Raw genomic sequence first — 14,089 nt, 5'->3', positions numbered from 1 at the left:
TTAAGAAGAAAGTTTCGATAAGTCAGCAACTAAATTCATCGCCGAATACAGTTTTTCGAGAAGGGCAAGTCGATTCATTTTGAGTGATTCATCTTCAGCATTTACCATAACATCTTTAAAAAACTGATCAATCGGATTTTTAAGTTTACAAAGTAACTTTAATGATCCCGAATAATTTTTTGCGGCATACTCTTTTCTAGACTCAGCATCTACTAAATCTAATGTTTTATATAAATTAATTTCGGCGTCGTCCTTAAGTAAAGATTGATCAACTTTTAAGGTTGATTTAACGTCAGCTTTTTTAAGAATATTGCCAACTCTTTTGTTGGCTGATGCTAGGTCTTCAGATTCTGAGAGTAATAAAAATTCTTTAATTGCATTTAATCTTGGGGGTATTTCATTGATTAAGCCTGATTCAATCGCAAGCACGGCTTCGATATCGAGAGCAGCATAACCTTGGTCTTTGAAGAAATTGGACAGACGATCATAAATAAAAGAATTAAGATCTTTTGACTCTACTAATTTAGTTGCCTGAATAGACTCAGAAATAACTGTATTTAAATTTAGGCCAATATTTTTTTCAGTAAGAATACGAATGATTCCAATCACTTGACGCCTAAGCGCAAAAGGATCTTTGTCGCCAGTCGGCTTTTCACCAATACTGAATAAACCTATTAAAGTTTCAATTTTGTCAGCAATCGCAACGATATCTCCAACAGTGCTTCTTGGAAGGGAATCACCAGAAAATCTTGGCTTGTAATGATCTTCAATAGCAAATGCTACCTCATCTGAAATTTTTTCATTTAAGGCGTAATATCTTCCCATGATGCCTTGAAGTTCGGGAAATTCACCTACCATGTTTGAAGATAAATCTGCTTTAGATAAATCAGACGCAAGCATTACAGCATCGAGCAATTTAGACTGGTTTAAATTTTTTACAATGAGAGATGCAATAGTTTTAACTCTCTCAGATCTTTCAGATTGTGAGCCAAGTTTATTGTGGTAAACAATATGTGATAGCTGTGAGAGATAGTCTTTAAGTGGTTTTTTCTTATCTTGTGCATAAAAAAATTCTGCGTCAGATAATCTTGGTCTGATCACTTTTTCATTGCCCTGAATAATGAGATCTGAATTTTTTGGCGATATGTTTGAAACAATTAAAAATTGATTAGATAGTTTCTTATTTTTATCAATCAAAGGAAAGTATTTCTGATTAGCCTTCATGCTCAAAATAAGACATTCTTGAGGAACGTCAAGAAATTTAGATTCGAATTCACCCGCTAGAACATTTGGGTATTCAACGAGCGCTGTAACTTCATCAAGAAGGTCTTCGTCTTCAATGGGGGTAAGTTGATTTGAAAGACTGGCTGCTTTTTCATTTAAAGTATTTTTAATTAACGCTTTTCTCTCTTCAAACGACACAATCACGGCGCCCTCGATTTTCATTTGCTCTTCGTATTGGTCAGCATGTGGAATCTCAATTATTTCTTTTTTAGACTCGAACCGATGGCCCAATGTTGTTCTATTTGAACTAATACCTAGAACATTTGCATTGATGACATTAGCCCCATGAAGAATCACTAATCCATGAGCTGGCCGCACAAAGTTAACAGTCGTCCATCCATCCGAGAGCTGATAAGACATCATCTTTTTTATAGGTAAACGCGCAAGGCTTGATGAAATGCATTCAGCAATAATATCTTTTAGCTTTGCACCTTCTTCATTTTTATTGATATATAGAATTTCAGCATTGTTTTCATTTTTTTTAACAATGCCACTCACGTCTTTTTCATTTAAACCAATCGCATGTAATTTTTTTAATAAAGCTTCAGTTGGTTTTTCTGAGCTATCAAATCCAACTGAAGCAGGCATGAGTTTAATTGATACATTCTGATTGTCTGCTTCATCTTTAACATTTTTTAAATATAAGCCGATTCTTCTTGGTGTTGAAAAGATTGAATCTTCAGATATCTCATTTGCGAGATGATGCTTTGCAAGAAATTCTTTGATATTTTTTGCGAACGAAATACCAAGTTGCTTTTGTGATTTTGGAGGAAGCTCCTCAGTTAAAAGCTCAATAAGTAAATTATCTAACTTCACGATTTAACCGTCTTTTTTGCATTGAGTTGATCAATAATTTCTTTCGCGTGGCCTTTATCAGCTAAAGGAAAGCCTAAATTTGCGCGACTTAATAGATAGCTACTCGCAACATTACGGGCTAAATTTCTAATGCGACCAATATATTCTGCTCTTTCAGTAATACTAATAGAGCCCCTTGCATCTAAAAGATTAAAAGAGTGTGCTGCTTTTAATACTTGCTCGTAGGCAGGAAGCGCTAAGTGCTCGCTTATAAGATGGTTGGCTTGTTTTTCATGTGCAGTAAACGCTTGAAACAAAAAATCAGCGTCACTATGTTCAAAGTTATATGCACTTTGTTCAATTTCATTTTGAAGATATACATCGCCATATTTTAAATTATCAGTCCATGTGAGATCGTAAACATTGTCGACTCCTTGGATATACATAGCGAGCCTTTCTAGTCCGTAAGTGATTTCTCCTGTGATGGGTTTGCAATCAATGCCTCCGACTTGCTGGAAGTAAGTGAATTGAGTAATTTCCATTCCATTGAGCCAAACTTCCCAGCCTAACCCCCAAGCCCCAAGCGTTGGATTTTCCCAGTCATCTTCTACAAAGCGAATATCATTTTCTTTCAGATTAAAGCCGAGTGCTTTGAGCGAACCCAGATAAAGCTCAAGAATGTTTAATGGGGAAGGTTTAAGAACAACTTGTAATTGATAATAATGTTGAAGTCTATTTGGATTTTTACCATAGCGCCCATCTTTTGGACGGCGACTTGGTTGAACATAAGTTGCCTTCCATGGTTCTGGCCCAAGTGACCTTAAAAAAGTTGCAGTATGTGAAGTACCTGCACCCACTTCCATATCATAGGGCTGAAGGATGGCACATCCTTGGCTAGCCCAATAATGTTGAAGTTTGAGAATAATGTCTTGAAAGGTTAATTGCATAATGAATTGATCTCTAATTCAAGCATTCTACTTCTTTTTCAATATCCATAAAAGTTTTGAATGTCTCATGATCCAACCAAGAAGCGCAATGAAACATAAAGCAATAACTGGCCAATTGCCAAAAAAAACATAAGGCGTTGTATTTTTAAATCCTTGCACATCACCTTCGAGGATGTCTTCAGTAAATGCGGGTAATATTTCTTTGACAATACCGTGCTCATCAATAATCGCAGTAGCACCTGTATTTGTCGCGCGAATTACCATTCTTCCTGTTTCGATGGCTCTTGCTTGAGAAAATTGTAAGTGTTGATAAGCAGCAATAGATCTTCCATACCATGCATCGTTGCTGACATTAGCTAAAATTGTTGCAGAAGGAAGTGCTTGAATAATTTCTTCACCAAAAACATCCTCATAACAAATATTAAAAGCAATTTTCTGATTTTCAATTGCCATGGGCTCTTGACGATTACTGCCTCTCGACAAGTCATTCATAGGCATATTGAGATAATGCGTATAAATATACTGAAAGATAAATTTTAACGGTATGAATTCGCCAAACGGCACTAAATGTGATTTTCGATAAACTTGAGACGAATCACCACCTAAATTTAATACTACATTAAAGTATTTTGCATCTTGACGTTCAATCGCCCCTATCAGAACGCGGCCTTTTACTTTTGAAGTGTGAAGCAAAATAGATTTTTTAAATGTTTCAGGAATATATTCTGCAAGGAGCGGCAAAGCAGTTTCTGGCAGAAGAATAATTTGACCTTTTGTTTTTTGAATAAGCTTTTGATAAGTTTGTAGCGTTTGTGTAACGGTTTCTTTTTGCCATTTAATATCCTGAGCAATATTGCCTTGAACAAGAGAGATAGAGATAGGTTTGCCTGTAGACTCGGTCCATTCTATATTTTTTAAAAGCTGCCCCGACACTAATACAGCAGCTACTAAACCAATCCTTAAAAGCTTTGAGCGTTTATCTTTATTCAGCAATACGAGGCTAAGAATGAGCGCTAGAGAAGTGAGTATCAGAGTCAGCCCATAAATACCAATAATAGGGAGAAATCCCACAAGAGGGCTTGAAGGAACTTGTGAATAACCCATTGTAAGCCATGGAAAGCCAGTGAAAACCCAGCCTTTAATCCATTCAAAGAACGTCCAAATAAATGGGATTAAAAAAAAGCTCGATTTTTTATGTAAAGAAAACCATCCAATAAGACCAGTAAAAAAAGCACAGAAGAGGAAGAATAAAAAAGTACTCAAACAAGATAACCAAGAGGGCATGCCACCATATGTATTGAGACTTATATAAATCCATGAAATACCAAAGCCAAATAAACCTAGACCAAAAAAGAGGCCTGAGAGAAATCCTTGCCTAGCATTATTTAGCCTATGCCAGATGTAAAAAAGACCACTTAAAGAAAGAAGCGAAATGAAATGATAGTTAAAAGGAGCAAAGCTCAGAACCGAGAGTGCTCCGAGCAAAAAAGAAATAGCTAAATAAAAGAGTGGGTAATGTTTATTCAATATACAAAATGCCGTTTAAGGCAATTGTACTGAATTATCAAGAATAAAGCCTTAAAGTAATTAAGGCTTTTGAATTTTATAAGTTTGAGAAGGACTTTTCGAGGTCTTATCAGTGTCATTTTGGAAAACAACCGTCTCAACGAACTCGTCTAGAAAATCTAATTCTGTTGTTGGGTAATAGCTCCCATCTTCTGCAGTATTGATATTGTGATATTGCCAGATAGACCCCACAATTTGCTCAGAAGATTTCATTTTAATGTCTTCCTTGAAAGCAGGCTCACCTAGAACCTTAAGGATTTCATCCTTATTAAAACGACTGATAGCTTCAATAAAGGATTTTTCATCTACCGGAAGAGTGCTTCTGTCAGAGTTCGTTTCTGCCGCATGTAAATATGGTGACGCGATTAAAAAAATGGCTAAAAGTAGTTTTTTCATGAAAGATCCCTAAAACAATTTGAAGAATAATATGTCGATTAGTTCAAAAAATTACACGCTATTAGAGGGGCTGTCAATTTCAAGGAGTACGGAATAGAGTTTGCGGCTATCAGCCCTGAGAATTGTGATCTTAAATCCCTCGAAAGTAATTTTTTCATCTCGTTTTGGGAGGTGGCCAAATGCATGAATAATTAAGCCACCAATGGTTGAAAATTCCTCATTACTAAAGCTAACATTAAAGTAATCATTAAAATCTTCAATTTCTGTCGATGCTTTTACTCTATAGTGACCATTTTTATCTTGAATAATATTGTCTTCGGTTTCATCAAAATCAAATTCATCTTCAATCTCACCAACGATTTGCTCTAATACATCTTCGATCGTGACCATACCAGAAACACCGCCGTATTCATCTACGACGATAGCAATGTGATTTCTACTTCCTCTAAACTCTTTAAGCAGGACATTCAGCCTTTTAGATTCAGGAATAAAAACAGTAGGGCGCAGCATATCTCTAATTTCAAAGTCATCACCTGCATAATATTTAAGAAGATCTTTTGCAAGCAAAATGCCTATCACATCATTTTTATCATCTTCAATAACAGGAAAGCGAGAGTGAGCTGTCTCTATAACAAAAGGGATAAATTTTTCTGGCGGATGAGAGATATCAATTACATCCATCTGCGATCTTGGAATCATAATATCTCTGACTTGCATTTCGGAAACTTGCAATACGCCCTCAATCATTGAAAGCGAATCAGCATCCATTAAATTTTTTTCATATGATGATTTGAGCAGCTCAAAAAGCTGTTCGCGATCTTCAGGCCCCCTCAAGAGAAAGTGACTGAGACGTTCGATTAATTTAGACTTCTTTAATTCGCTCATTGCGATTTACTCTCATCTATGAGATATGGATTTTTATAGCCTAACTTAGTTAAAATTTTAATTTCCTTAGCTTCCATAATATCAGCATCTTTTTTATTTTCATGGTCGTAACCATATAAATGAAGTGCGCCATGAATAATAAGATGAGCATAATGGGCTTCAAGTTTTTTTGATTGTTCAAGCGCCTCTTTTTCTATAACTGGGGCACAAAGAACAATATCTCCAATCAAATGAACTTCATCGTCTACGAGAAATGAAAGTACATTTGTCGGATATTTTTTTTTGCGATATATATTATTTAAGTTTATTGACTCATCGTTATCTACGATTCGAATAGTTATCTCAGCATTTTTATCAACGATAGGCGAGAGCCATTTTAGACATTGTGTTTTTTTTAAGATTGGTTTTTTATGCACCATATCTTGAATGGCAATGATCGGTTTCGATTCCATTTAAAGTGAATTACTTACTTTCTTTTTTTTCGAAGGTTTCATAAGCATTAATAATTTTTTGAACAAGTGGATGCCTCACTACATCTTCAGATAGGAAATGAGTGAATGCAATACCTTTAACTTTAGACAAGATCTTCTTTGCTTCAATCAACCCACTTTTTTGACCTTTTGCTAAATCAATTTGCGTGATATCGCCTGTAATGACTGTTTTTGAACCAAAGCCAATGCGCGTCAAAAACATCTTCATTTGTTCAGGTGTTGTATTCTGAGCTTCATCTAAAATAATAAAGCTTTGATTTAATGTACGCCCCCTCATATAAGCTAACGGGGCAATCTCGATGATACTTTTATCAATCATTTTATGAACATTATCGTAACCTGCGAGATCATAAAGCGCATCGTAAAGAGGCCTTAGATAAGGGTTTACTTTTTGTGCTAGATCACCTGGAAGAAAACCTAATCGCTCACCCGCTTCTACGGCAGGCCTGACTAAAACAATACGTTTAATTTTATCTCGGTTAATGGCATCCACGGCGCTAGCTACAGCAAGATATGTTTTGCCTGTGCCTGCAGGCCCAATGCCAAAAGTAATATCAAAATCTTGTATATTTTTTAAATATGCATTTTGCCTTGTTGTTCTGCCTCTTAGATCACTTCGTTTTGTTTTGAGCTCATTAATTTCTGCAGTTGCTTTTACCGTTTTTTCAAATTTATTTATTTCGACAAGCCCTAATTGAATATCTTCCAGTCCAATAGGATCGCCCGCTTCTTTATAAAATTTTTGGATAAGCATTGCTGCGGCTTTGATATTTTTTGAAGAGCCGTTGACGATAAAATTTGATCCACGTCTGACAATATCAACTTCTAGAGCTGCTTCAATTTGTTTTAGGTTTTGATCTAATGCACCACATAAATTAGATAGTTGCCTATTATTGTCAGAAGGTAAATTGAATTCCATACCCATATTAAATGATTTCTCCGCGAAGCCTTTTCGAAGTTACCTCAGTAATTGTTACATCTACAAATTGGTTAATAAATGATTTATCAGTTTTAATATCTACCACTCTATTATTATCTGTTTTCCCAGCCATTTCAGCTGGATTTTTCCATGACTGACCATCAATTAGAATGCGCTGTTTAGTCCCCAGCATAAGGTGACTAATTGCTTTGCCTTGAGCCTCATTCATCAATTGTAATACATTCAATCTTTTTAATTTTGTCTCATGTGGAATTTCATCATGAATATATGAGGCTGGAGTCCCAGGTCTTGGGCTGTATAAAAAACTAAAACTGAAGTCAAATTGCACTTCTTCCATAATTTTTTTTGTCAGATCAAAATCAGCATCCGTTTCATTGGGGAATCCAACAATAAAATCAGAGCTTATTGAGATTTGAGGACAATTCTTTTTTAATTTTCTTATGATATTTTTATACTCTAGCGCTGTGTAGTTTCTTTTCATGGCTGACAATATGCGATCTGAGCCAGACTGAATAGGCAAATGAAGATGAGCTGCAAGTTTTGGAAATTTTCCAAAGCATTCAAGAAGATTGTCACTCATTTCATTTGGATGGCTTGTTGTAAATTTAATGCGTTTAATTTCATCAATTTCAGATATGTACTCTATAAGTAAAGCTAGATCTGCAGGTGATCCATTCTTAGTATGAGATCGATAAGCATTAACATTTTGTCCTAGCAAAGTTATTTCTTTCGCACCCAAGGAAGCTAGATGAATCACTTCGGCTAATACATCCTCAAACGGTCTCGAGATCTCTTCCCCTCTCGTGTAAGGGACAACACAGAACGAACAATATTTGCTGCAACCCTCAATAATTGAAACCATGGCTGAAGCACCTGAGAAACTGGGGGAAGGCAAATTATCAAATTTTTCTATCTCAGGGAAAGAAATATCAACTTGTGACAAGCCAGCTGATCTTCTTTTGCTTACTAAATCTGGCAATCGATGAAGAGTTTGTGGGCCAAAAATTAGATCCACAAAAGGAGCTCGCTTAAGAATATTTTCACCTTCCTGACTTGCAACGCATCCGCCAATTGCAATAAGTAGATTTGGATTAGCCTTCTTAAGGGCTTCATACTCACCAAGATGGCTGAATATTTTTTCTTCAGCCTTTTCCCTTACGGAACATGTATTTAAAATAATAAGATCTGCTTCTTCGGGATTTTCAGTTTTAGAGCTGGCGTGGGCCTGATTTAATACATCTTGCATTTTTGATGAGTCATACTCATTCATTTGACAGCCGAATGTTTTAATAAAAACTTTTTTAAGCATAAAGCTACAGGAATAGATGGCGCATTAAAATTGGTATATGTTAAGTATAGTGGCTTTAAGTGATTAATAATACAGGTAAATTATTGCATTTTAGATAAGATTTACCTTTCAATGAACAGGTAAAATAATGCTATGAAAAGTTTCCCGATTTTTATTAATTTAATACATAAGCCTGTTTTGGTTGTAGGGGGCGGCGATGTTGCTTTAAGAAAGATCGATATGCTTCTTAAGGCTGACGCAAAAATTACTGTAATCGCCTCTAAATTATGTAATGAATTAAAGCATTATGAAAAATTAAAAAAAATTCAAGTTAGATTAAAGTCTTTTGAAAAAAATGATTTAACTCATTCGGTTCTTGTGGTTGCAGCGACTGACAATAAAAAAGTTAATTCGTTAGTTTCCAGAACTGCTCAAGCTCTTAATATTCCAGTCAATGTAGTTGATGAACCTGCGCTTTGTACTTTTACAATGGGATCGATTATAGATCGATCACCTTTACTAATTGCAATTTCGAGCGAAGGTAATGCCCCTGTATTAGCTAAATTTGTTCGCGAAAAAATTGAAGCCTTGATTCCACATAACTTTAGTAAGCTTGCCTCTATTATGGGCTCCATGAGAGATAGCATCAAAGGGAGGTATGAAACAACACAGACTAGGAGAATTTTTTGGGAAAATTTTATTGATCATCCTTTAGTTAGAAAGTTTCTTAATCAAACCAAAAAACTTAGTACCCAGCAATTAATGACATTAGTAAAAAAGAATGGCATACAAAAAAAACAGGGCGAAGTTTTTTTAGTCGGTGGCGGACCAGGCGATCCAGATCTTCTCACATTCAGAGCGCTCCATTTAATGCAGCGATCAGATGTATGTATTTATGACAAGCTTGTCAGTAAGGATGTATTAAATCTTGTGAGACGTGATGCAGAGTTTATTTATGTTGGCAAGGAAAGAGATCGACATACTTTGCCACAAGAAAAAATTAATCAACTGCTCGTAAAGTTAGCAAAAAAAGGTATGCGTGTTTTGCGATTAAAAGGTGGAGATCCTTTTATTTTTGGCAGGGGCGGCGAAGAAATAGAAATGCTTATGGAACATAAAATTCCATTTCAAGTAGTGCCTGGAATTACTGCTGCCAATGGCGTATCTTGTTATGCAGGCATTCCCTTAACCCATCGAGATTATGCGCAGTCTTGTACATTTGTTACAGGTCATATGAAGGATGAAAGATTGACCCTCGAATGGGATTCATTAGCTAAGCCTAATCAAACCATTGTCATTTATATGGGACTCTTAGCACTTTCGCAAATCTGTGAACAACTTATTAAACATGGCGCTTCTAAAGGTTTGTCGATCGCAGTTGTTGAACAGGGAACTACTTCAGGGCAAAAGGTTGTAAGTGGAAGCCTTTCTGATATTACTCAAAAAGTTGATAAGAAAAAATTACAATCACCATCACTTATTATTATTGGCGACGTTGTTAGACTTCGAAAAAAATTAAATTGGTTTAATTAGCTTTCGCTCACTAAAGGAAGAATAATCTTAACTTCTAAACCTTTTTTTGCTCGATTTGAGATTGTAAGTTTTCCATCATGTGATTGGGTAATGCGCTCTGCAATTGCAAGACCTAGGCCGCATCCTTCGCTGTTGCCTCTTGCCTCATCCATGCGCTCAAAAGGCTTAAGGAGCCGTTTAATTTCTTCAGGGGGTATACCTGGCCCATCATCTAAAATGCTAATTGAAATGCTATCCTTATTTTTTTTAAGTGTAATTAATACCTCTCCGTTTGAATATGAGAATGCATTATTGATTAAATTATCAAATAATCTTCTAAATGAAACAGGCCTGATGTCATAAAAAATAGGTATCTTAATATTACTCACGAAAACAATATTGTGATTAAGCATTTTATGCTGCTCTTTTAAGTGACTAAAAAAATCATTTAAATTTGTTAGCGATTTACTTTCTTGATCAAAGCCACGAACGTAATCCATAAATTGATTAAGAATACTATCTATCTCGCCAATATCTTCCTCCATACTTTTTTTAAGTTTGGTAGCTATTTTTTCAGGAAGCATTTCAATTGCAATTCTAAGTCTGGTGAGTGGTGTTCTCACGTCATGAGAAATGCCAGCAAGAAGTAGCTTTCTCTCTTGCTCTACTTTATTAAGACCCTCCGCCATTTCGTTAAATGTTTGGCTCATCACTTGGAATTCAGTCACACTATCTAAAGGAAGTTTTTCAGGAAACATACCTTTTTTTAGCTGCTCTGTTGCATTGATTAAAAGATTTAGAGGTTTATTAATTCTTGTTGCAGTAGCATATGCACCAATGATTGAAAGACCGGCAACAATAATGCCCCAGCCAATCCAGTGCCATGGGAAAGGCCTATCTCCCGGTGTAGGAATCACTGCCCAAAACTCATCTTGATCAATAGCAAAGCTTACCCAGAGGCCTGGGATACCATAGTGATTAGTAACTACAATGGTATTCTCACCGAGCCTTTCTTTAAGCTTGCTTACGATAACTTGCAAGAAAGGGTCTGGAGCTAGCGGCTCAATATCTTCAAAGTAATAAGCAGGATAAATTCTAATATCACCTTTGGTTGATAGCTCAGATAGAAGCTCAAGTCTTTTATCTTCTCTTGAGGATATAAGGGAGACTCTTGTAAAATTAACTATCGTTTCAATTTCTTGAGCTACAGCTTCGGCTCTGGGGCCTCTTTCAAAATAGTCAAATATTCGAATTGACACAACTTGCGCAATAATAAGCACTGTTGCGATAAGAATAAGAAATCTAGCGAGAAGTGTATTAGGAATAAATTTCAATGCGCGGCATCACCATCTGGAACGAAGATGTATCCAAAGCCCCACATCGTTTGAAGAAATTTAGGACTCGTATGATCTTCTTCTAGAATTTTTCTTAGTCTTGAAATTTGAACATCAATACTTCTGTCAAAAACATCAAGTTCACGCCCTTTCGCTAATTGCATAATTTGATCTCGAGATAAGGGTTGGCGGGGGTGATCAATAAATACCTTTAATAATTCGAATTCCCCGGATGTAATACTGATAGGCACGCCATTTTTTGTGAGACTTCTTGTGTCTGAACTAAATACAAAAGGACCAAACGCTAAGCTCTCGGAATTTGAGGCCTGCGCTTGTTTTAAATCATTACGTCTTAAGACTGCATTGATGCGCGCCAAAAGTTCACGAGGATTAAAGGGTTTCGATACATAATCATCTGCCCCCATTTCCAAGCCCACAATTCGATCAATTTCATCACCTTTAGCTGTAAGAATAATAATAGGGGTGAGATTTCCCGAGCCTCTTAATCTTTGGCATATAGCAAGACCACTTTCTTCAGGCATCATCAGGTCAAGAATGATGAGACTAACTTGATTGCTAGCAATAAATGCATCCATCTCCTTACCGCCATTAGCCGAATGCACATTCAGGCCTTGATCAATAAGATATTGGCTTGTGAGATCCCTTATTTTAGGATCGTCATCAACAATTAAGATAGATGCTGGATTGGTTGCCATGGTTTAGTCTAAATCAGTTGGTGCGAATTGAACTTAATTTATAAGTTTACATCAAAGTGATTGTGATCCATTGTTACAAATAGAAACAAATATGCATTTTTTTGTAATAAAGTGTTTACATTTAAGATTGAATATAGGACTCCTTTTCAGATAAAAATCAATCAATTGCATAATTTATTAAAACTCGTTTTATTTTGCTCGGCTACGTTTTTTGGCTTATCCATTCAGGTGTTTGGCGGGACTAACAATCAGGTACAAAAAGCTGAATCAGAGACTAATTCATCCGTTGCAACTGAGCTCATTAAATTAAAAGAAAGTAGCGCATTATCTCCAGAAGAGCGCGCAAGAATTAGACGTGCTCTTGCAGCGTATGCAAAATCATCAGGTAAAGAAAGTAGTCTTATTGAAGAAAAGCAGAGAGAGATGCTAAAGGGTTTGGAATCCCGTTTTATTGCTTGCGATGAAGATAATGACAATACGCTGGATTTAGCAGAAACAACCCGATGCTTACCTCAAGTCGCCCGTCAATTTAACCGTCTTGATCTCGATGAAAATGAAGTTATATCACTAGATGAGCTTGCTTTGTTAGCAAAGGAATTTGAAAAAGCCCATATAGAAATTAACAAACGTAAAAATAATCAAGCCTCATCAAATACCAAAACACCCATAAATTAAGTCTTAGTGAATCTTGTTAGAATAGATCGCTATGGCACGCTTAGAATTTCAATCTAGCTTTAAAAATATCAATCAAAAAGAATGGAATGATCTTACAAAATCCAACCCTTTTTTAAGGCTTGAATTTTTTCAATCACTTGAGGCATCGAAGTCCATAGGAGAGGGTACAGGATGGCACCCTTTTCCGGCAATTGTCATTGATCAAGGGAGCCTCGTTGGCGCTTCGCCTATATTTTTGAAGGAACATTCTTACGGCGAATATGTATTTGATTGGTCTTGGGCAGAAGCCTACCAAAAATATGGAAAAAACTACTACCCAAAAATCGCTTCTTGTATACCATTTACTCCAGCCACCGGACCTAGAATTTTTGGATTAGATCTATCGATTAAAAAAAATATAGTTGTACAAATAGAAAAGCTAGCTTATGAAAATAAAATGTCTTCAAGTCATATTTTATTTTGCAATGAGAGCGAGAAAGATATATTTGGAGATCCAAAATGGATGCTAAGAGAGGGGGTTCAATTTAAATGGTTTAATAAAAATTACAATAATTTTCCAGAATTTTTATCTCAACTCTCTCACGATAAGCGCAAAAAAATAAAACAAGAAAGAAAAAAGATTCATGACTTAGGGCTTAAGATTAAAAAAATAAAAGGCCCTGAAATTTCAGAATCAGATTTAGATTTTTTTTATGCTTGTTACTGTAATACCTACCAAGATCATCATTCGCATCCATATCTCACAAGAATTTTTTTTAGTCTTATCAAAGAAAGCATGCCTGAGAACTTATTATTGATATTGGCCTATGAAGGAGATCTTCCTGTCGCAGCGTCATTCTTCATTTATGATGATAAAAATTTATATGGAAGATATTGGGGGTCAAAATCTTTTTATCCTGGACTGCATTTTGAACTTTCTTACTATCAAGGTCAGGAATTTTGTATTGAAAATAGAATTGTTTCGTTTGAGGGTGGGGCACAAGGAGAGCATAAACTTGCAAGAGGTTTTGAGCCATTTAATACATTTTCATTTCACAGAATTTTTGATGAAAAATTTGAGCTCGCAATCAAAGATTTTTTAAGAAGAGAAAAGACTGGAATCGATCAATATACAAACGAACTTAATGAGAGAGCACCGTATAAAACTGAATTAAATATTTAAAAGATGGTGGTGATGGAGGGTCACGATCCCTCGACCTCAGGATTATGAATCCTGCGCTCTAACCAGCTGAGCTACATCACCCTTTTGTGAATCAAATG

General features: G+C 35.9%; 13 protein-coding genes and 1 tRNA gene. 3 read left to right on the top strand and 11 right to left on the bottom strand.

What is annotated here, in order from left to right:
• The 8 genes from glyS to miaB form a co-directional block, all read right to left on the bottom strand.
• Window positions 1–2,100 (bottom strand): glycine--tRNA ligase subunit beta, encoded by a 2,100-nt coding sequence (gene glyS / locus FIT79_RS05015; RefSeq protein WP_139875843.1) that lies wholly within the window; start codon window positions 2,098–2,100, stop codon window positions 1–3.
• Window positions 2,097–3,026, bottom strand: a complete 930-nt coding sequence (glyQ, locus tag FIT79_RS05010; RefSeq protein WP_028818225.1) for a glycine--tRNA ligase subunit alpha — start codon at window positions 3,024–3,026, stop codon at window positions 2,097–2,099. Before glyQ ends, glyS begins: the two co-directional genes overlap by 4 nt.
• Window positions 3,027–3,053: 27 nt before the next feature.
• Window positions 3,054–4,511 (bottom strand): apolipoprotein N-acyltransferase, encoded by a 1,458-nt coding sequence (gene lnt / locus FIT79_RS05005; RefSeq protein WP_223259624.1) that lies wholly within the window; start codon window positions 4,509–4,511, stop codon window positions 3,054–3,056.
• Between the two features lie 102 nt (window positions 4,512–4,613).
• A complete protein-coding gene (locus tag FIT79_RS05000; RefSeq protein WP_139875841.1) occupies window positions 4,614–4,988 on the bottom strand; it encodes a hypothetical protein in 375 nt (124 codons plus the stop codon).
• A 51-nt stretch (window positions 4,989–5,039) separates the two neighbouring features.
• Window positions 5,040–5,873, bottom strand: coding sequence for an HlyC/CorC family transporter (locus FIT79_RS04995; protein ID WP_139868198.1), 834 nt, complete (start codon window positions 5,871–5,873; stop codon window positions 5,040–5,042).
• Window positions 5,870–6,325, bottom strand: coding sequence for an rRNA maturation RNase YbeY (gene ybeY / locus FIT79_RS04990; RefSeq protein WP_223259623.1), 456 nt, complete (start codon window positions 6,323–6,325; stop codon window positions 5,870–5,872). The genes FIT79_RS04995 and ybeY overlap by 4 nt, the downstream gene beginning before the upstream one ends.
• 10 nt (window positions 6,326–6,335) lie before the next feature.
• The gene (locus FIT79_RS04985; protein ID WP_139870865.1) at window positions 6,336–7,283 is read right to left on the bottom strand and encodes a PhoH family protein; all 948 of its coding nucleotides are present in this window, start codon (window positions 7,281–7,283) and stop codon (window positions 6,336–6,338) included.
• Window positions 7,284–7,290: 7 nt separating this feature from the next.
• On the bottom strand, window positions 7,291–8,613 hold the full coding sequence (gene miaB / locus FIT79_RS04980; protein WP_139875840.1) for a tRNA (N6-isopentenyl adenosine(37)-C2)-methylthiotransferase MiaB: 1,323 nt from the start codon (window positions 8,611–8,613) through the stop codon (window positions 7,291–7,293).
• Between the two features lie 132 nt (window positions 8,614–8,745).
• Here miaB and cysG point away from each other — a divergent pair, with 132 nt between their 5' ends.
• Window positions 8,746–10,125, top strand: coding sequence for a siroheme synthase CysG (cysG, locus tag FIT79_RS04975; protein WP_139875839.1), 1,380 nt, complete (start codon window positions 8,746–8,748; stop codon window positions 10,123–10,125).
• Here the strand turns inward: cysG and FIT79_RS04970 are convergent.
• Window positions 10,122–11,438 (bottom strand): ATP-binding protein, encoded by a 1,317-nt coding sequence (locus tag FIT79_RS04970; protein WP_139875838.1) that lies wholly within the window; start codon window positions 11,436–11,438, stop codon window positions 10,122–10,124. The genes cysG and FIT79_RS04970 overlap by 4 nt on opposite strands.
• The gene (gene ompR / locus FIT79_RS04965; protein ID WP_139874744.1) at window positions 11,435–12,154 is read right to left on the bottom strand and encodes an osmolarity response regulator transcription factor OmpR; all 720 of its coding nucleotides are present in this window, start codon (window positions 12,152–12,154) and stop codon (window positions 11,435–11,437) included. Before ompR ends, FIT79_RS04970 begins: the two co-directional genes overlap by 4 nt.
• A 165-nt stretch (window positions 12,155–12,319) precedes the next feature.
• On the opposite strand from ompR, the gene FIT79_RS04960 reads away from it, so the two are divergent.
• Window positions 12,320–12,829, top strand: a complete 510-nt coding sequence (locus tag FIT79_RS04960) for an EF-hand domain-containing protein (protein ID WP_139868184.1) — start codon at window positions 12,320–12,322, stop codon at window positions 12,827–12,829.
• A 31-nt stretch (window positions 12,830–12,860) separates the two neighbouring features.
• Complete coding sequence (locus FIT79_RS04955; protein WP_139875837.1) at window positions 12,861–13,991, top strand: GNAT family N-acetyltransferase; 1,131 nt, start codon at window positions 12,861–12,863, stop codon at window positions 13,989–13,991.
• A gap of 4 nt (window positions 13,992–13,995) precedes the next feature.
• Here FIT79_RS04955 and FIT79_RS04950 read toward each other — a convergent pair.
• Window positions 13,996–14,072, bottom strand: a tRNA-Met gene (locus tag FIT79_RS04950).
• Window positions 14,073–14,089: the final 17 nt, after the last annotated feature.

The organism is Candidatus Methylopumilus universalis, assembly GCF_006365315.1.
Classification (GTDB): domain Bacteria; phylum Pseudomonadota; class Gammaproteobacteria; order Burkholderiales; family Methylophilaceae; genus Methylopumilus; species Methylopumilus universalis.
Note: the sequence above shows the minus strand (reverse complement) of the source record. Positions and strands in the feature narration are given on the sequence as shown.

What these genes read in the sequence shown, in the direction of transcription:
- glyQ (WP_028818225.1), bottom strand. Translation starts at nt 3,026, where the DNA reads ATGCAATTAACCTTTCAAGACATTATTCTCAAACTTCAACATTATTGG.
- FIT79_RS05000 (WP_139875841.1), bottom strand. Translation starts at nt 4,988, where the DNA reads ATGAAAAAACTACTTTTAGCCATTTTTTTAATCGCGTCACCATATTTA.
- FIT79_RS04995 (WP_139868198.1), bottom strand. Translation starts at nt 5,873, where the DNA reads ATGAGCGAATTAAAGAAGTCTAAATTAATCGAACGTCTCAGTCACTTT.
- ybeY (WP_223259623.1), bottom strand. Translation starts at nt 6,325, where the DNA reads ATGGAATCGAAACCGATCATTGCCATTCAAGATATGGTGCATAAAAAA.
- FIT79_RS04985 (WP_139870865.1), bottom strand. Translation starts at nt 7,283, where the DNA reads ATGGAATTCAATTTACCTTCTGACAATAATAGGCAACTATCTAATTTA.
- miaB (WP_139875840.1), bottom strand. Translation starts at nt 8,613, where the DNA reads ATGCTTAAAAAAGTTTTTATTAAAACATTCGGCTGTCAAATGAATGAG.
- cysG (WP_139875839.1), top strand. Translation starts at nt 8,746, where the DNA reads ATGAAAAGTTTCCCGATTTTTATTAATTTAATACATAAGCCTGTTTTG.
- ompR (WP_139874744.1), bottom strand. Translation starts at nt 12,154, where the DNA reads ATGGCAACCAATCCAGCATCTATCTTAATTGTTGATGACGATCCTAAA.
- FIT79_RS04955 (WP_139875837.1), top strand. Translation starts at nt 12,861, where the DNA reads ATGGCACGCTTAGAATTTCAATCTAGCTTTAAAAATATCAATCAAAAA.